This window comes from Cupriavidus sp. GW822-FHT02D05 (genome assembly GCF_058802485.1).
In genome coordinates this window covers 36,020-54,422 of record NZ_JBXAOE010000008.1, presented here as the reverse complement: position 1 = coordinate 54,422, position 18,403 = coordinate 36,020, and the positions used below count along the sequence as shown (strand labels likewise).

Below are 18,403 nucleotides of genomic sequence, written 5' to 3'. Positions count from 1 at the left end.
CGAGCAACTCACTCTTCCTCGGCGTCGGCCGTGGCTTCGTCGTCGGCGCGGGACTTGCCGGTAGCGCGCTTGGCTGCTGGCGTCTTGGCCGCGGCTTTCTTCGCTGCGGGGGCCTTCTTGGCGGCTGGAGCTTTCTTGGCCGCCACCTTCTTGGCCGGCGCCTTGGCCTTGCTCACCGTTTCGCCAGCCTGATCCTCGTCGCCAGCCTTGGCGGACGCGGTCTTGGCCGCGGCGCCCTTGGCCGCCGTCTTGGCGCCCGCCTTGGGCTCGCGTGCCTCGAACTCGAAGCCGATCTTGCCGTCCGGCTGCTTGGCCAGGAAGGCCTTGAAGTTGCGCCCGGTGCGCGATGACTTGAAGCCGGTCAGCAGATCCGTACGGCCCGCGCCCAGCAGCTTGCCGATCTGCTCGCGCGAGATCTCCTGCTGCAGGATGATCTTGCCCGTGGTGAAGTCGCAGCTCTTGGGCACGGCCACGCTGTTCTCGCACACGTACTTCATGCCGTGCTCGTAGACCGAGCCACCGCACTTCGGACAAGCGCCAACCGCTTCCTGGCCGCTGAAGTCGACCGGCTCGCCGTCGTTGTCGTCGTCATTCTGGCCGAAGTCGAATTCCATCTTGTAGTGGCCTTCGTCGTCCTTGCCCAGCTTCAGGATGGCGGCAAACGGCCGGCCCATCTTGCTGCGGAAACCCTGCAGCGGACCGATTTCCTTCTTCAGCAGCAGTTCTTCGACTTCGTCGATCTCGAACTGGCGCCCACCCGGGATCTTGCTGATCGAGAACTCGCACGCGGTGCAGGCAAAGCGGCGGTAGTTCTCCTTGACCTGGCTGCCGCACTGCGGGCACGGCGTGGCCAGCGTGGCGTAGTCGCCCGGGATGGTGTCGCTGTCGTATTCCTTGGCGCGCTTGACGATCTGCTGCGTCATCTGCGCGATCTCGCGCATGAACTCGTCGCGCTTCAGGCCACCGCGCTCGATCTGCGACAGCTTGTGCTCCCATTCGCCGGTCAGCTCGGCCTGGGTCAGTTCCTGCACGCCCAGGCCGCGCAGCAGCGTCATCAGCTGGAAGGCCTTGGCGGTGGGAATCAGCTCACGGCCTTCGCGCACCAGGTATTTCTCGGCGAGCAGCCCTTCGATGATGGCCGCGCGCGTGGCTGGCGTGCCCAGGCCCTTGCCGGCCATGGCCTCGCGCAGCGCGTCGTCGTCCACCAGCTTGCCCGCGCCTTCCATGGCGGACAGCAATGTGGCTTCGTTGTAGCGTGCGGGCGGCTTGGTGGTCAGCATCACGCCGTCGACCTTGTCGACCTTGACGCGCTCGTCCTTGGCCACCGCCACCAGGTTGGCATCGTCGCCCTGGGCTTCACGCCCGTAGACCACCAGCCAGCCGGGATTGACCAGGACCTTGCCTTCGGTCTTGAAATGATGGCCCGCCACCTCGGTGACACGAGTGGTGACCTGGAACTCGGCCGCCGGGAAGAACACCGCCAGGAAGCGGCGCACCACCAGGTCGTACAGCTTCTGCTCCGGCTCCGAGAGGTTCTTCGGGGCTTGCAGCGTCGGGATGATAGCGAAGTGATCGCTGATCTTGCTGTTGTCGAAGATCTTCTTGTTGGGCTTGATCCACCCGCTGGCCAGCACCTTCTTGGCATGCGGCAGGTAGTTGGGCGAGCTCTCGGCCAGCATGTCCATGGTCTGCTTGACCGTGTCCATGTAGTCCTCGGGCAGCGCGCGCGCGTCGGTACGCGGGTAAGTCAGCACCTTGTGCTTTTCGTACAGCGCCTGGGCCAGGCCGAGGGTGTTCTTGGCCGAGAAGCCGAAGCGCGAGTTGGCCTCGCGCTGCAGCGTGGTCAGGTCGAACAGCGCCGGCGACTGCTGCGTGGACGGCTTGGACTCTTCGGTGACGGTGCCGGTCTTGTCACGGCAGGCCGCCACGATGCTCTTGGCCTCGGCCTCGCTCCACAGGCGCGACTCGCGCGTCTCGGGATCGAACTCGCTCTTCTTGAACTTGGGGTCGAACCAGCGGCCTTCGTAAAGGCCGGCGGCGGCGATGAACTCGGCGCGCACTTCCCAGTAGTCGCGCGGGACGAACTTCTTGATCTTCTCTTCGCGCTCTACGACGATCGACAGCGTGGGGGTCTGCACCCGGCCAACCGTGGTCAGGAAGAAGCCGCCGCCCTTGCTGTTGAACGCGGTCATGGCGCGCGTGCCGTTGATGCCCACCAGCCAGTCGGCTTCCGAGCGGCAGCGCGCGGCGTCCGCCAGCGGCAGCATGTCGGCATCGTCGCGCAGGCGGGCAAAGCCGTCGCGGATCGCCTGCGGCGTCATCGACTGCAGCCACAGGCGCTGCACCGGTTGCTTGGCCTTGGCATGCTGCTGGATCAGGCGGAAGATCAGTTCCCCTTCGCGCCCCGCGTCGCAGGCGTTCACCAGACCGGTAACGTCCTTGCGCTTGATCAGGCGGTTGAGCACCTTCAGCCGCGACTCGGTCTTGGCGATGGGGCGCAGGTCGAAGTGGGGGGGAATCACCGGCAGGTTGGCGAAGCTCCACTTGCCTCGCTTGACTTCGTATTCGTCCGGGGCGGCGATTTCAACCAGGTGGCCGACGGCCGACGAAAGAACGTAATCGTCACTTTCGAAGTATTCGTCATGCTTGGTAAAGCCCCCGAGGGCACGGGCTATATCGGCAGCAACCGATGGCTTTTCCGCGATGATGAGGGCTTTTGACATGGATCGGGTCCTTGCTGGCCGCACTCTGGCGGCCTGCGAATTGTTGCCACTAAGGGCTCTGCACTATATGTAAACAGCGAGCTTGGGGCTTTGAGGCGCCAATAATAAGCGCGGTTCCGACGGCGGTGCAAGCAAGCTGCCGTCGCCGTCGCCGTCAAACAGGCGCTGCTGGCATGTGGGCCGGCCCTGAACAGCCACCGCCCACTTCGTTTTTTGACTGCGATCCGGCGCTCATGCTCCTGGCTTGCGCCGGACGCCGATGACCGGGGTTAGTCGTCGTTAGCGTGCGGCGCCAGCCACTCCAGCACGTTCGGCACCGCTGCGCCGGCCGTTGGCACCATCGCCGCGCCGCGCGCCAGCATGCGCTCGAGCACTTCAATATGCGGCAGCAGCGTGCCGTAGAACTGCGGCGCGCCGCCCGCCGCGGGCTGCACCAGCAGCGTCGGAAAATTATCGATATCGAGATCACCCAGCTGGTCGGCATGGGTTTCGATATCGATCCAGACGAAGCAATCGCCGGGAAACCGGACGGCAAGCGCCGCGAACGCCTCCTGGTAGGTCCCGCAGGTGCCGCACCAGGCTGCGCACAGGCAGGCTACCAGGCGGCCTTGCGGACGCGCTGCCAACACCTGGGCGATTGCGCCCGAGTCCTGCTCCGGAAAGTAAACGGTCATGATGGGGGAAACATGAGCCTTTTCAGGCACGGGAAATCGTTTGATTGTAGCGGTCGCCAGGAAATCCGTATTTCGGCCGGCGGTACCAGGGTCGCTCACTAGCTTACCCGGCGATAGACATTGCCCGGCAGCCGCTCCACCGAGCCCGCCAGTTCCAATGTCAGCAGGCTGGCCACCACTTGCTCGGGCGGCAGGGCAGTGCGCGCACACAGCGCGTCCAGCGTGACGGGGTCGTGGGTGAGCGTCAGGCCCAGGACATCGTCCAGCGCCGGCATGGGCGCAGGCGCCACCGGCCGGGCGGCATCCCCGGCCATGCCGAGTTCCTCGAGCACATCCTGCGCGGTTTCCACCAGCTTGGCGCCCTGGCGGATCAGCAGGTGGCAACCCTTGGACAGCGGCGCATGGATCGAGCCGGGAATGGCATAGACCTCCCGTCCCATCTCGGCTGCCAGCCGCGCGGTAATGAGCGACCCCGATCGCGCCGCCGCCTCCACCACCAGCACGCCGCGCGCGAGCGCCGCGATGATGCGGTTGCGCTGGGGAAAGTGGTGGCTGCGCCCGGGCATGCCAAGCGCAAACTCGCTGACGATGGCGCCATGGGCCGCGATGCGGTGGGCCAGGTCGCGATGGCGAGCGGGGTAGACCAGGTCGGCACCGGTGCCGATCACCGCCACGGTGCCGCCAGCACCTTCCAGAGCGCCTTCCAGAGCCCCCTCGTGCGCTGCGCCATCGATGCCCAGCGCAAGCCCCGACACCACCGTCAGCCCGGCGCCGGACAACACGCGGGCAAAGCGTCGCGCATCCTCCGTGCCCTGCACGGTGGCGCTGCGCGCACCGACCATGGCAATGGCCGGGCCGCCAAGCGCACCCAGCTGGCCTTTGACGTACAGCACCAGCGGCGGGTCGGACAGATCCAGCAAGGCACGGGGATAGGCGGCATCGGCCAGCGTCACCACATGGTTGCCCGGCTCGGCGGCCCAGGCCACGGTGCGCTCGACCAGCGCCATGGTGACAGCATCGGGCGGTGCCAACAGCGCCCGGGCTTGCTTCTCGGGGATGACCGCCGCCAGTGCGCTGACGGTCTGCGCCAGCAGCTGGTGCGGCAGCCCGAAGGTGGCCAGCAACTGGCGCAAGGCTCCTGTGCCCAGGCCACGGGCACCGGTCAGCCGCAGCCACGCCTCGATATCGGCAGCGCTGCGGGTGGTGGGCACCGGCGCCGGGTTGGCGCCGGTTGCTGCCAGCCCGGTCAACGCGGCGAAGTCACGCGGTCGCCCACCTCGATCGCGTTCGAGGCATCGGTGACCAGGGCATAGGCCACGCCGGGAAACACGCGGAACACGAAGGCCAGGCCATAGCGCTCGTCGGGCAACTGGATGGCGCGGTTGCCATCCGTGCGATCGCGCACCACCTGGCCGGCGCGGGACAGCGCGAGCACATGGCCGGGCTCGAGGCCCGCGGCGGTGCCGATATTGAGCACGACCACCTGCTTGGCGCCGCCGAACTGCACGCCGCCGTAGACCGCCGCGATGCGGCCATCGAGCATGACATCCGGCGCGCGGGGCACATAGCGCACCGGCTCGCGCGCCGGCTGGGGCATCAGCAAGGTGCCAGAGCCCATTTCCTGCTGGGCCGCCGTGACCTTGACGGTAGTTACCGCGTCGAAGCCTTCCGGCGGGCGCGACACACGGACATTGCCCTGGTACTCGGCTTCATAGCCCAGCACGCGCCCGGTAACCGGGTCCTTGACCGGCTTGACCGGCTTGAAGGCCTGCCAGTCGCTGCCGACCACCGCCTCGGGCGGGGAAATGCCGCGCGCATAGGCTGTGTCGCCCATGCCCAGGTAGACCCGCGACTCGGGCAGGGCGATGATGCGCGCCGAGGTCTCCAGCGTGCCCTGGTCCACCACCAGCGGGCGGATCAGGAACGGCTCGATGTCCTTGGCGGGAATGCTGGCGATGGCGCCATCGGGCCCGCCTTCGCTGCGCACGCTTGGCGTGAGCCGCACCGTGCCGCCAGCATCGGGGCTGGTGGAAAGCCAGGCGCGGCCGTCGCGCTGAATCAGGTACAGGACCTGGCCGGGATAGATCAGGTGTGGATTGCGGATCTGCTGCTGGTTCATCCCCCACAGCTCGGGCCAGCGCCAGGGCTGGCGCAGGAAGCGCCCGGAGATCCCCCAAAGCGTGTCACCCCCTCGCACGACATACTGCTGGGGCGCGTCCGAAGCCAGGTCAGCAGCGGCAATGCCTTGCTGCGCGGTAACGGCGGCCTGGGCCCGCTGGGCCGGGGTGACGGTAAGATCGGCGGCATGTACTGGCGCCCCTGTGACGGCAGTGATTCCGGCCGCACACAACATCCAACGGGCAAACGCGTACGGCCTGCGGCCCGGCGCCGCCTGGTGTTCTTTGGTAAGATCGCGCATTTTCTCGAACCGGCTGGCAGAACAGCCGGATTGACCCTGGAGAGCGTGCCTGTTGCGGCGCGCCTTGAATTTTTGTACTTGCGCCCCGATTCTGCATGTAAACACCCGTAGCCGCAACGCGCGGGTCACATGTGTGAGCGGCAGGCGTTGCGCCCCAGCATCATGGCTAAACTCGATATCCTGACCTACCCCGATCCCCGCCTGCATACCGTGGCAAAACCGGTTGCCGTGGTGGACGACCGCATTCGCAAGCTGGTAGAGGACATGGCCGAGACCATGTACGAAGCCCCCGGCATCGGACTGGCCGCGACCCAGGTGGACGTGCACGAACAGGTGGTGGTGATCGATATCTCCGAGACCCGTGACGCACTGCAGGTCTTCATCAACCCGGAGATCGTCTGGTCCAGCGACACCCGCAAGGTGGCGGAAGAGGGCTGCCTGTCGGTGCCCGAGGTCTACGACCGGGTCGAGCGCCCGGACCATGTGCGCGTGCGTGCCCTGAACGAGAAGGGCGAGCCCTTCGAGATCGAAGCCGACGAGCTGCTGGCCGTGTGCATCCAGCACGAGATGGACCACCTCAAGGGCAAGGTCTTCGTCGAGTACCTGTCGCCACTGAAGCTTCAGCGCATCAAGTCCAAGCTGGTCAAGCTGCACAAGCGCGAACGCACCCGCATGTAAGGCAGCCGCGGCCGGCCGCGCGCCGGCACTGGCCTGCTACCGGCCAGCTAGCGGTCTGCTATCGTATTGCCTTCCCGATGAATCAAGTTACCGGCCGCTGATGCGGCCGGTGCCGCTTTATGCCGGAGCGTGCCATGTCCCAAGCCGCAAGCCCATCCCAAGCGCTGCGCGTTGCCTTTGCCGGCACGCCCGAATTTGCCCGCGTGGCGCTCGAAGCCATCCACGCCGCCGGTTTCCCGGTGGTGGCGGTGCTCAGCCAGCCCGACCGGCCAGCCGGCCGCGGCTTGCAGCTGCAGGCCAGCCCGGTCAAGCAGTACGCGCTGGAGCAAAGCCTGGGCCCGGTGCTGCAGCCACGCTCGCTGCGCCGCAACGGCAAGTATCCTGAAGAGGCCGGTGCCGCCGTGGACGCGCTGGCGCAGATCGCCCCGGATGTCATGGTGGTGGCCGCCTACGGCCTGATCCTGCCGGCCGAGGTGCTGGCGTTGCCGCGCTACGGCTGCCTGAACATCCATGCCTCGCTGCTGCCGCGCTGGCGGGGCGCCGCGCCCATCCACCGCGCCATCGAGGCTGGCGACGCGCAGACCGGCATCACGCTGATGCAGATGGACGAAGGGCTGGATACGGGCGCGATGATCCAGGGCGAAACCGTGCCGATCGGCCCCGGCGACACCACCGGCACCCTGCACGATGCGCTAGCCGCGCTGGGCGGGCGCATGGTGGTGGAGGCGCTGCGCCGCCTCGCCGCGGGCCAGCCGCTCACCGGCACGCCGCAGCCGGCCGAGGGCGTGACCTATGCCGAGAAGATCGCCAAGGAAGAAGCCCCGCTGGACCTGCGCCGCCCGGCTGCGGCGCTGGCCGCCCAGGTGCGCGCCTTCAATCCGTTTCCCGGCGCCACCGTGCAGGTCGGCGAGACCGTCATCAAGTGCTGGCAGGCCCAGCCCCTGGCGTCCACGGCCAGCCACCCGCAGGCGCCGGGCACCGTGCTCGCGGCGGATGCCGATGGCGTGGTGATCGCCTGCGGCGAAGGCGCGCTGCGCGTGACCGAGTTGCAAAAGCCGGGCGGGCGCCGCGTGCCGGCCCAGCAATTCCTGCAGAGCATGCCGCTGCCGCCGGGTACCTGCTGCGCCGTGCCTGGCGGCACGGCATAATCGCCCTGCGCTAGCGGCAAAGCCACGGTGGCTGACTTGCCGCAGCGCGCTGCGCGCCCCATTTCTGTAGCTCATCCACCGGCAGCCAACCATGCTCGGCATTACTGACCTTCCCTTGTTCGTCGGCGCGGTGTTCCTGCTCAATGTGACGCCTGGCCCGGATACCGCCTATATCGTCGGGCGCAGCGTGGCGCAGGGCAGGGCGGCAGGCGTGGTCTCGGCGCTCGGGGTCAGTGCCGGATGCTGCGTGCACTCGCTGGCCATCGCCTTCGGCCTGACTGCCTTGCTGGCGGCATCGGCCACCGCCTTTACCCTGATCAAGTTTGCCGGCGCTGCCTATCTGGTGTGGCTTGGGCTGCGCCTGATCTGGCAGCGATCCGCGCCCCCCGGCGCGGACGCGGCCCCCGCTGCCCAGCCGGGCACGCGCGGCCTGCGCGCTTTGTTCATGCAGGGCTTTCTCACCAATGTGCTGAATCCAAAGGTGATCCTGTTCTTCATTTCCTTCTTCCCGCAGTTCGTGGATCGCAACGCCGAGCATCAGGCCCTGGCATTCCTGGCCCTGGGCGGCGTCATGGTGGCGATGTCGACGCTATGGAACAGCCTGGTGGCATGGATGGCGGGCACCCTGACCCGCCGCGCCAGCGAGGTGCCGCGCCTCAAGTGCTGGATGGATCGCATTGTGGGTATTGCATTCATCGGGCTGGGTGCGCGCCTGGCCTTCGCCCAACGCTAGGAACCGTTGCCGAACCTGCTGGCGCAACGAATGGCCGCCGGCACCGGCTGCCCTTTTTTTAGGCAGGTGACGGTTGAATTTCCGGGGCGGGGTACTATCTAAACAGCACCGCGTCACGCTTTCCGTAGCACGGCCAGCCCGGCCACCGGGTGCGCGCGCGAGGATGATTTTTTCGGAGATCACGACAATGTTCAACTGGGTCAAGACCTTCATGCTGATGGCCGCCATCACGGCGCTGTTCATCGTCATTGGCGGCATGATCGGCGGCCGCAGCGGCATGATGTTCGCGCTGATCATGGCGCTGGGCATGAACTTCTTCTCTTACTGGTTCTCGGACAAGATGGTCCTGCGCATGTACAACGCGCAGGAAGTCGACGCGAGCACGGCACCGCAGTTCTACGGCATGGTGCAGGAGCTGGCGCAGCGCGCCCAGCTGCCGATGCCGCGCGTGTACCTGATCAACGAGGATGCGCCCAACGCCTTTGCCACCGGCCGCGATCCGGAGCATGCCGCCGTTGCGGCCACCACGGGCATCCTGCGGGTGCTATCGGAGCGCGAGCTGCGCGGCGTGATGGCCCACGAGCTGGCTCACGTGCAGCACCGCGACATCCTGATCTCGACCATCGCCGCCACCATGGCCGGCGCCATCGCCGCGCTGGCCAACTTCGCCATGTTCTTTGGCGGGCGCGACGAGAACGGCAACCGCTCCAACCCCATTGCCAGTATCGCGGTGGCAATCCTTGCCCCGCTGGCAGCCTCGCTGATCCAGATGGCGATCTCCCGCGCCCGGGAATTCGAGGCGGATCGCGGCGGCGCCACCATCAGCGGCGACCCGCAGGCGCTGGCGATGGCGCTCGACAAGATCCATCGCTATGCGCAGGGGATTCCGTTCCCGACCGCGGAGCAGCACCCGGCCACGGCGCAGATGATGATCATGAACCCGCTCTCGGGCAGCGGCATCGCCAACCTGTTCTCGACCCACCCGGCCACCGAGGAACGGGTGGCGCGGCTGATGCAGATGGCACAGACGGGCGTCTATCCGGTGTAAGCGCGGCCCAAGCACGGTCCAAGCCGCCGCGCTACCCCCTCGCCGCGGCCAGCCAGGCGCAAAATCGCCGGTCCCCGCCACATACAGGGTAAACTGCCCGCCGTGCTTCCCCGGAAGCGGCGGGCAGTGTTTTTTTGGCCTCGCCCGGCCTTGCCGCCAGTCCTCGCCGCTTGCGGCTTGCCCCCTGCCACCCCGTCTTACCGTCTCACTGCCCCACTGTCATGCGCCTGCAACACGAATCCCTCGCCTTCCAGATGCTCGCCGCCGCGGCTGCCGTACGCGGCGTCAACGAAGGCAGCGCGCTGCCGCTGGCCATCGAGAACGCCGCTGCCCAGTACCGCCTGGACCGCGTGCGCGACGCCGCCACGCGTGGCGCCCTGCAGGACCTGGCCTATCGCACCATGCGCCAGTTCGGCACGGCGCGCGCGCTGGTCACCAAGCTGGTGACCCGGCCGCCCGGCGCGCTGGTGGACTCACTGCTGGCCGTGGCGCTGGCGCTGCTGGTCGAGGACGAGCAGGGGGAAGGGGGCTATACCGAGTTCACCGTGGTCGACCAGGCCGTCAGCGCGGCAGCCTCCGAGCCCAAGACCGCGCACGCACGCGGGTTGGTGAACGCCGTGCTGCGCCGTTTCCTGCGTGAACGCAAGGCACTGCTGGCCGAGGTGCGCCAGGACGACGAAGCGCGCTGGAACCTGCCCGCATGGTGGCTGGATGCGCTGCGCAAGGCGTACCCGGACCAGTGGACCGCGCTGGCCGAGAGCGCCAATGTGCGCCCGCCCATGACCCTGCGCGTCAATACGGCGCGGGTCTCGGTGCCCGACTACCTCAAGCGCGTGCTCAATGCCGGCATGGCGGGCGTGGCCATCGGCCCGCAGGCCGTGCGGCTGGTGCGCGCGTTTCCCGTGTCGCAGATCCCCGGGTTTGCCGAGGGCGATGTCTCGGTGCAGGACGCCGGCGCGCAACTGGCCGCTGCGCTTCTGGACCTGGCCGACGGCCAGCGCGTGCTCGATGCGTGCGCTGCGCCCGGCGGCAAGACCGGCCACATCCTTGAACTCGCCAACGTGGAAGTCACCGCGCTGGAGAGCGACGCGCAGCGCGCCACCCGCATCGACGAGAACCTCGCGCGCCTGGGCCAGCAAGCCACCGTGGTGGTAGGCGACGCAAGCCGCCCGCAGGACTGGTGGGACAACCGCCAGTACGACCGCATCCTGGCCGACGTACCGTGCTCGGCCTCGGGCATCGTGCGCCGCCACCCGGACATCCGCTGGCTGCGCCGCGAGGTGGATATCCCCCGGCTGGTCACCGAGCAGCGGCGCATCGTGTCACAGCTCTGGAGCCTGCTCAAGCCGGGCGGCATCCTGGTCTATGTCACCTGTTCTATTTTCCCAACGGAGAACGAAGAGCAGGCGCGCTGGTTTGGTGCACAGCTACCAGATGCGATACGATTGCAAGCGCCCGGCCAGATGCTGCCGGGCAGCAAGGATCAGTTGGCCGGTGGCGGAAATGGCAGCCAGGAAGGCCTGCCCACCGATCACGATGGCTTCTTCTACGCCCGTTTCCAGAAACGACCCTGACCGATCCCAATCGATCCCAATGCCGAACCCGCTTCGCTTGTTCGTCCTTCGCGTCCCAGACGACAGTGCGTGCGTGTCCCTTGCTGCAGCCCGGGCAGCTGGTTCAGTAGCCGGCGCCGGCCCGCTATGCGGCGCGCGCGCGCGGCTGGCGTCGTGGTGGCTCGCGGCGACGATCATGCTCGGTATCCTGATGACGCTGGTCGCGCTGCCGGGCACGGCGCGCGCCGACGGCATTGAAGTCAACGAGGCCCGCATCGAGTACCAGGATGGCGGCTTCGATCTGGCCGCGAGTTTCGATTTCGATCTGCCGCCGCCGCTTGAAGACGCGCTCAACAAAGGCATCTCGCTGTATTTCGTCGTCGATTTCCAGCTTTCCCGCCCACGCTGGTACTGGTTCGATGAAAAACCCGTCAATGCCAGCCGCAGCGTGCGGCTGTCCTACCATCCGCTCACGCGCCAGTACCGCGTGTCCACCGGCGGCCTGCAATTGCCGTTCATGCGCCTGAAGGGCGCGCTGCAGTTCATCCAGCGCGTGCGTGGCTGGCGCGTGTTCGAGCGCAGCATGGTCAAGCCGGGCGAGACCTACCAGGCCGAAGCGCGCATGCGCCTGGACCTGACGCAACTGCCCAAGCCGTTCCAGATCAACGCCGTCAACACCCGCGAGTGGAACCTGGCATCGGAATGGCGGCGCTTCAGCTTCACCGTGCCGAGCGAATTCCCGCCGCCGCCCGCGCCCACGCCACCGCCACAACTGGTGCCCGTGCCGACACCGGCGCCGGCGTCTGCCGCGTCCGCCGCGGTGGCCGGCGAAACGCGTGCGGTGCCGTTCGCGCAGACCGTATCGACCGTGCTCTCTCCCACCACCCTGGTGCAGCCGGCCGCGGGCCAGCCATGAGCGCCCCACCCAGCCTGTGGGACAGCCGGTTCCGGCGCGTGCTTTACCGCGTCGTGGCGGGCATCATCGTGTTCCTGGCGCTGGTGCTGGTGGCACTGCTCGCCGGCGCCTCGGCCAATACCGAATTCTTCGATCGGTACTTCACGCTGCTGTTCAAGATCAACCTGGTGATCGGCATCCTGCTGGTGCTGATCATCGGCGCGCTGGCGCTGACCCTGTGGCTGCGCTACCGCCGCGGCAAGTTCGGCACGCGGCTGATGACCAAGCTCGCCGTGTTCTTTGGCGTGGTGGGCGTGCTGCCCGGCGTGCTGATCTACCTGGTGTCGCTGCAGTTCGTCTCGCGCAGCATCGAGTCCTGGTTCGACGTTCGCGTCGAGACCGCGCTCGAGGCCGGCCTCAACCTTGGCCGCTCCACCATCGACAGCTCGTTGTCGGACCTGCAAGGCAAGGCGCGGCTGATGGCCGACCAGCTCACCAGCTCGCCCAACGTTGCCACCTCGCTGCAGCTCAACCGGCTGCGCGAGCAATACGGCGTGCAGGAAGCCGCCATCTTTACCGGCAGCGGCCGCGTGATCGCCACGGCGTCGAGCAACTATGCGTCGCTGGTGCCGGACCTGCCCTCTGGCGTGCTGGCCGAGCAGGCCCGGCTGGCCGGCGGCTATGCCGCGGTGGAAGGGGGCACCGATCCATCGGTCGATAGCCATCACCAGCCCGAGCGTACCGATGGCGCCCACCTGTACCGGCTGCGCGTCATCGTGCCGCTGGGCCCAGCGCCCACCGCGCAAACCGAAGCACCCCCAACCGCGGATAGCGCCAGCCGGCCCGCGGGCAAGCCGGCCCTCAATGCTGCCGGCCGCTGGGCCGGGTCGGGGCTGTCGGTCGAGCGCCGACCCGAGGACGCCGCATCGTCCGGGTTCGGGCTGGTGGGCGACACGGTGCGCGAGGAGCGCTACCTGCAGGTCGTGCATCCGGTGCCGGCAGCGTTGGCGCGCAATGCCGACGAAGTCCAGCGCGCCTACCAGGAGTACCAGGAAAAGGCGCTCGGCCGCACCGGCCTGCGCAAGATGTATATCGGCACGCTGACGCTCACGCTGTTCCTCGCGGTGTTCATTGCCGTGATGCTGGCGCTGTTGCTCGGCGGGCAGCTGGCGCGGCCGCTGCTGATGTTGCTGCAAGGGACCAAGGAAGTGGCCGAGGGCGACCTCTCGCCCAAGCGCGAGCTCAAGAGCCGCGACGAGCTCGGCATGCTGACGCAGCAGTTCAACATGATGACGCGCCAGCTGTCGGAAGCGCGCATCGCGGTGGAGCAGAACCGCAGCGCGCTCGAGAAATCGACGGCGTATCTCGAGAGCGTGCTGCAGAACCTCACCGCCGGCGTGTTCGTGTTCGATCGCCGCTTTGTGCTGATCACCGCCAATCCCGGGGCCGAGCGCATCTTCCGTCAGCCGTTTTCCGGCGCTCTGGGCCAGCCCATCGACAGCATCCCGGTCCTCGGCGAGTTCGGCGACATCGTGCGGCAGGCCTTCTCCGAGCAGAGCACCAGTGAAATGCTGGGCGGCGCGCAGCACTGGCAAAAGCAGATCGAGCTGCCGCAGAGCGACGAGGAACAAGCGCTTACGCTGCTGGTGCGCGGCGCGCGCCTGCCGGGCGGGCGCGGCGACGAGCGCGACGAACCCGGCTACGTGGTGGTATTCGACGACATTTCCGATGTGATTTCCGCTCAACGCTCGGTGGCGTGGGGCGAAGTGGCACGGCGCCTCGCGCATGAAATCAAGAACCCGCTGACCCCGATCCAGCTCTCGGCCGAGCGCCTGCAGATGAAGCTCTCGCCCAAACTGGAGGGCACCGACGTCGACGTGCTCAAGCGCGGCGCCACCACCATCGTCAACCAGGTGCAGGCCATGAAGCGCATGGTCGACGACTTCCGCGATTACGCCCGCACGCCGCCAGCGCTGTTGCAGTCACTACAGCTCAACGGCCTGGTCGCCGAAGTGCTGCATCTCTACGGCATCGACGACACCGGCACGTACGAGCACGCCGTGATCCATCCGTCGCTGGCGGCCTGCCTGCCCGAAATCAAGGGCGATCCGACCCAGCTGCGCCAGGTGATTCACAACCTGCTGCAAAACGCGCAGGATGCGGTGGCGGACAACCTCGGCGCGGCTAGGGCGGCGCCCCATATCGCTCTGCACACCGAGACTGTAGAATACAAAGATTCTGCCGGCGAAGACCGGCAGGCCGTCAAGCTCACCATTGCGGATAACGGTCCCGGTTTCGCTCCGCGTATCCTTAGTCGCGCGTTCGAGCCGTATGTGACCACCAAGGCCAAAGGAACAGGCCTGGGTCTTGCAATGGTGAAGAAGATCATTGACGAACACGGCGCACGCATCGAGTTGCGCAATCGCATGGAGGGCTCCGACATCATCGGGGCGCAGATCTCCATCCTGTTCGTTAAACTGGCATAGTCAATGTGCGGCCCCGAACCCGGCAAGCCGCGGTGGGGTCAAGAGGGGAAGTATGGCAACCATCCTCGTAGTCGACGACGAAATGGGTATCCGGGAGTTGCTCTCGGAAATCCTCAGCGACGAAGGCCATGTGGTCGAAGTGGCAGAAAACGCGCAGAAAGCGCGCGAGTACCGTGCCGGCAATACGCCAGACCTGGTGCTGCTTGACATCTGGATGCCCGATACCGACGGCGTCACGCTGCTCAAGGAGTGGTCGGCCCAAGGCTTGCTCTCCATGCCCGTCATCATGATGTCGGGACACGCAACCATCGATACCGCGGTGGAGGCAACCAAGATTGGCGCGCTCAATTTCCTCGAGAAGCCAATTGCCTTGCAAAAGCTGCTTTCGGCAGTCGAGCAGGGCCTGGCGCGTGGCATCGAGCGTCCGCGCTCGGGCGTGGCCGCAGGCGCGGCGCTGCCCGCGAACGGCAATGGCGAGGGCACGGCGGCGATTGCCGCGGAAAGCGCCGCCGAGACCGCCAATGGCAGCCCGCAACGCTTGCCAGAAGCCGAGATGCATTTCTCTTTCGACATGCCGCTGCGCGAAGCACGCGACCTGTTCGAGCGCGCTTACTTCGAATACCACTTGCTGCGCGAGCACGGCAGCATGACCCGCGTCGCAGAGAAAACCGGCCTCGAACGCACCCACTTGTACCGCAAGCTCAAGCAGCTTGGCGTGGAACTCGGCCGCAACAAGCCGGAACCTGCGGAACAATGATGCGGTGATGCACGCAGCTCTTGACCGGGTCGAAAAGCGCTGTTATAGTTTCGCTTCTTTGGCCCGGTAGCTCAGTCGGTAGAGCAGAGGATTGAAAATCCTTGTGTCGGCGGTTCGATTCCGTCCCAGGCCACCAGCATTACGAAAAAGCCCAAGGTCTGAAAAGGTCTTGGGCTTTTTTCATTGTGGCCATCGTTTCATCGCTGCCTTGCAGGCCTTCTTCCGGCGCGTCTCAGAGGCGCGGCCCTGGGCGCTAGACCCTCCCCCCATCCACACGCATTTGGCCACTTAGAACACGGCCTGGACGCGGCTATCGCCTCTGCTGCTGCGGCCTCGCCGCACGCGCGCAAACCCTTGCTATATCGCCTGCCACCGCCTAATGTTTAGGCACGAATTCGTCCGTCCAGTGCCATCGCGTCCGCGATTATCGGCATTGCGCCAATTACCCCCAAAATCCGCTTTTCGCATTTGATCCTGACCTCCGATTTTCGCGATGTCATGCCACCATCCATGCCATCCCGATAGCGATTCAGCCAAGCACGCCAAGCATTCGATACCACCGGTTCATTCAAAACAACCCAAGCATGCATTGACGCTGCGAGGCGAAAGACGAAACACTGCGCGCTCCCGCCCATCACTGCAAACCCGATGCACGCGCCTTCCCCCGAAACCATGGCCGACCCGGCCCACGCTGCCGAACCACACAGCGCAAGCGTACCTGCGGCTGCGAGCACGCTCTGCCAGCGCCTGGTCGCGGAAGGACTCGGCACGGCGCTGCTGGTAGCGGTGGTGGTGGGCTCGGGCATTCGTGCGCAGCAGCTGGCCGGCGGCAATGTCGCGCTGGCCTTGCTGGCGAACTCGCTGGCCACGGGCGGCGGGCTGATTGCATTGTTGCTCGCGCTGGGACCGGTCTCGGGTGGGCACTTCAACCCGGTCGTCACGCTCTGCGCGATGGTGCGCGGCGCGCTGCCGGCGCGCGATGCCTGGCGCTACGGACTGGTGCAGATGGGCGGCGCCATCGCAGGGGTCGCCTGCGCGCATGCGATGTTTGGCGAGCCGACGCTGGCCTGGTCGGCGCAAAGCCGTACCGGGCCATCGATGTGGTGGAGCGAGTTTGTTGCCACCTTTGGCCTCGTCGGCATAGCGATTGGCACCGGGCGCAGCCGGCCCGGGCTGGTGCCGTTCGCAGTGGCGGGCTATATCACTGCAGGGTACTGGTTCACGGCATCGACGTCATTCGCCAACCCGGCGCTGACCCTTGCGTGCGCGCTGACGGCAACCTTCACCGGCATTCGCGCCATCGATGTGCCGGGCTTCGTGCTAGCGCAGCTAGCGGGCGGGCTGAGCGCCGCGCTGGTCTTCCACTGGCTGCTGCGAGCACCCGCGGTGCTGCCGGGCCGCGCGCCGCTCACGCGCAAGGCGCCATGGCGAGCAGCGGCTGCAGCCGCTATCGCGCCTACCAGCGGCGATTGAGCTGTACGCCGAAGATTGAGCCCGAGGTCTGCGAAGCCCAGGTATCGGTGGGTGAGGCAAAGGCGATGCCGTCCACGTCGTTGGCCTTGCTGTAGGTGTAGAAGGCGCGCAGGTTGGCATTGCCGGCCGCCTTGCCAAGCGTGAAGGTAGGCGCCACGGTCACCGCAGTGCGCTGTCCGCTGGCGCCGAAGCCCGAAGAGATCTGGTCGTGCGCCACTTCGAAGGTCAGCTTGAACTGGTCGCTGGCGATATAGGCGGGGCGCACGCGCGTGGCCATCCATTGCAGCGTGCCCACCGGCGAGCGGTCGAACTGCATGCTGGACTCAACCGAGCCCGCCAGGCCCAGCCCCGAGCGTTGCTTCCACTCCATCGATTCGGCCACGCGTACCCGCGACAAGGCGGGCCCCATGCCGGTGTAGCCGGTCAACGCGTTACGGCTGCCCTCGCCAAACTGCATGCCGAAGCGGTTGGTGCCGGCGAGCACGCCTTGCTGCTCGTGCATGGCCGACACCCACCACGCACTGCCGGTCTGCTGGATCAGCGGCTGCGCTTCCACCCGCGTATAGCCCAGTTGCACCGAGCCTTTCTCATTGGTGGCGATGGGCGCGGTGCGCAGCGAGTGATAGCTCGGCAGGTTGGCGCCGTTCAGGTCATTGCGCGCGGTGTACTGGTAGTTGAGCGCGATGTCGCCAAAGCGGGCGTTATCCACGCCGAAACGCATCGCCGGCGATGTAGGCGGCAGCAGTCCCGACGACATCAGGAACGATGAGCTCTCGCGCCGGCCGGCCCACATCGTGGCGCCGTCCAGCACCGACAGCCCGCTGACCGAGGTATAGATCTGCGGCAGCAGGGCATAGGGATCGACCGCGGCCGGGCGGCCATTGATCGACGTGGCATCGGTCCCCTTGGCCTGCGCCACCAGCTGCACCTGCGCGCCGCCGTCGAGCGAGAACAGGGACTCCTTGACCTTGACCTCGCCGGTGCTGCGGCACGCGAGTCCGCCGCCGATGCCGGTCGACAAGGTGCCACCGCCAGCGCAGGCACGGGTGGCGGTGGTGCGATCGTCATACGCGGCGCGCCCGCTGTAGCCAAGCCGCCAGACCTGCTCGCCGGCAGGATCATCGGCGGGCAGCTGGGACACCAGCGCATAGCTTTCGCCGGCCAGCGCCGGCGTATCGGCATCCTCGCCCTCGGCGGGCGTGGCAGCCTTCGGCATGGCGTCCGCCACGAACTCGCCAAGGCGCTTGGGAAAGAGCACCACGGGCGGGGGAGGCGCAACAACCGGCTCCGGGGGCAAAGGTGGATCGGGCGGGCCGGCGAGCTCGATACCGTTGTCATCCAGCCCGGCATTGGCCCAGGTAGCAGGCGGAGGCGGCTCAGGCAGGGCGGGGGGGGTGGCGGTGCTGGTGGCGGGCGAAGCACCATCAGCGGCGGCGGCTTTGGGCGCTTCCGGCGCGATAGCCGCGGCAGGGGCGTCGCCGGCTATCGGGGCCGCGGCCGCTTGTTCATTCGAAATCAGCGCTGCCAGCGGATCAGCCTCAGGCGGGGTCGCCGCACGCTGTGCCGCCGTGGGCGTGGCCGGCACATCGGCTGCCGCCAGGTCAGGCCCGGTCTGCGCGCACGCGTTCAATCCCCAGGCGGCCAGCACGGCAACGGCGAGGCAACGCGAGCGGAGCGCCGGCAGGCGGCCGGAGGCGGGCGAAACGGCAAACAACATAGGGCAGGACCAGTAAGGCGTGATTTTTTAACAGTCGACCGATTGGACCGCAAGCGGGGTTACAAAATCCGCGGCGGGGCGTCCTTCTCACCATATGGA

The 18,403-nt window shown here is 67.1% G+C and carries 14 protein-coding genes and 1 tRNA gene; 10 read left to right on the top strand and 5 right to left on the bottom strand.

What is annotated here, in order from left to right:
• Positions 1–8: 8 nt before the first annotated feature.
• The 4 genes from AC1RQK_RS12465 to AC1RQK_RS12450 form a co-directional block, all read right to left on the bottom strand.
• Positions 9–2,723, bottom strand: a complete 2,715-nt coding sequence (locus AC1RQK_RS12465) for a DNA topoisomerase III (protein ID WP_492376173.1) — start codon at positions 2,721–2,723, stop codon at positions 9–11.
• 269 nt (positions 2,724–2,992) lie between these two features.
• The gene (locus AC1RQK_RS12460) at positions 2,993–3,397 is read right to left on the bottom strand and encodes a thioredoxin family protein (RefSeq protein ID WP_492376172.1); all 405 of its coding nucleotides are present in this window, start codon (positions 3,395–3,397) and stop codon (positions 2,993–2,995) included.
• Positions 3,398–3,495: 98 nt separating this feature from the next.
• Positions 3,496–4,647 carry a DNA-processing protein DprA gene (gene dprA / locus AC1RQK_RS12455; RefSeq protein ID WP_492809209.1) on the bottom strand — a complete coding sequence of 384 codons (1,152 nt, stop codon included), beginning with the start codon at positions 4,645–4,647 and terminating at the stop codon, positions 3,496–3,498.
• Positions 4,644–5,816, bottom strand: coding sequence for a LysM peptidoglycan-binding domain-containing protein (locus AC1RQK_RS12450; protein WP_492376170.1), 1,173 nt, complete (start codon positions 5,814–5,816; stop codon positions 4,644–4,646). Before AC1RQK_RS12450 ends, dprA begins: the two co-directional genes overlap by 4 nt.
• Before the next feature lie 162 nt (positions 5,817–5,978).
• On the opposite strand from AC1RQK_RS12450, the gene def reads away from it, so the two are divergent.
• The 10 genes from def to AC1RQK_RS12400 all read left to right on the top strand — a co-directional run bounded on the left by def (position 5,979) and on the right by AC1RQK_RS12400 (position 16,587).
• Complete coding sequence (def, locus tag AC1RQK_RS12445; protein ID WP_492376169.1) at positions 5,979–6,494, top strand: peptide deformylase; 516 nt, start codon at positions 5,979–5,981, stop codon at positions 6,492–6,494.
• Positions 6,495–6,628: 134 nt separating this feature from the next.
• Complete coding sequence (gene fmt / locus AC1RQK_RS12440) at positions 6,629–7,642, top strand: methionyl-tRNA formyltransferase (protein ID WP_492376168.1); 1,014 nt, start codon at positions 6,629–6,631, stop codon at positions 7,640–7,642.
• A 91-nt stretch (positions 7,643–7,733) separates the two neighbouring features.
• A complete protein-coding gene (locus tag AC1RQK_RS12435) occupies positions 7,734–8,375 on the top strand; it encodes a LysE family translocator (RefSeq protein WP_492809208.1) in 642 nt (213 codons plus the stop codon).
• A gap of 187 nt (positions 8,376–8,562) precedes the next feature.
• Positions 8,563–9,423, top strand: coding sequence for a zinc metalloprotease HtpX (htpX, locus tag AC1RQK_RS12430; RefSeq protein ID WP_174424359.1), 861 nt, complete (start codon positions 8,563–8,565; stop codon positions 9,421–9,423).
• A 221-nt stretch (positions 9,424–9,644) separates the two neighbouring features.
• Positions 9,645–10,997 (top strand): 16S rRNA (cytosine(967)-C(5))-methyltransferase RsmB, encoded by a 1,353-nt coding sequence (gene rsmB, locus AC1RQK_RS12425; protein ID WP_492809207.1) that lies wholly within the window; start codon positions 9,645–9,647, stop codon positions 10,995–10,997.
• Between the two features lie 175 nt (positions 10,998–11,172).
• Complete coding sequence (locus tag AC1RQK_RS12420) at positions 11,173–11,892, top strand: DUF4390 domain-containing protein (RefSeq protein WP_150987592.1); 720 nt, start codon at positions 11,173–11,175, stop codon at positions 11,890–11,892.
• Entirely contained in the window at positions 11,889–14,357 is a 2,469-nt protein-coding gene (locus AC1RQK_RS12415) for a sensor histidine kinase (RefSeq protein ID WP_492376165.1), read from the top strand. Before AC1RQK_RS12420 ends, AC1RQK_RS12415 begins: the two co-directional genes overlap by 4 nt.
• Before the next feature lie 52 nt (positions 14,358–14,409).
• Positions 14,410–15,114, top strand: coding sequence for a response regulator (locus AC1RQK_RS12410; protein WP_043350899.1), 705 nt, complete (start codon positions 14,410–14,412; stop codon positions 15,112–15,114).
• A gap of 60 nt (positions 15,115–15,174) precedes the next feature.
• Positions 15,175–15,250: transfer RNA gene (locus AC1RQK_RS12405), tRNA-Phe, on the top strand.
• A gap of 536 nt (positions 15,251–15,786) precedes the next feature.
• Positions 15,787–16,587 carry an aquaporin gene (locus tag AC1RQK_RS12400; RefSeq protein ID WP_492376174.1) on the top strand — a complete coding sequence of 267 codons (801 nt, stop codon included), beginning with the start codon at positions 15,787–15,789 and terminating at the stop codon, positions 16,585–16,587.
• On the opposite strand, the gene AC1RQK_RS12395 is transcribed toward AC1RQK_RS12400, so the two are convergent.
• Complete coding sequence (locus AC1RQK_RS12395) at positions 16,571–18,304, bottom strand: carbohydrate porin (protein WP_492809206.1); 1,734 nt, start codon at positions 18,302–18,304, stop codon at positions 16,571–16,573. The genes AC1RQK_RS12400 and AC1RQK_RS12395 overlap by 17 nt on opposite strands.
• Positions 18,305–18,403: the final 99 nt, after the last annotated feature.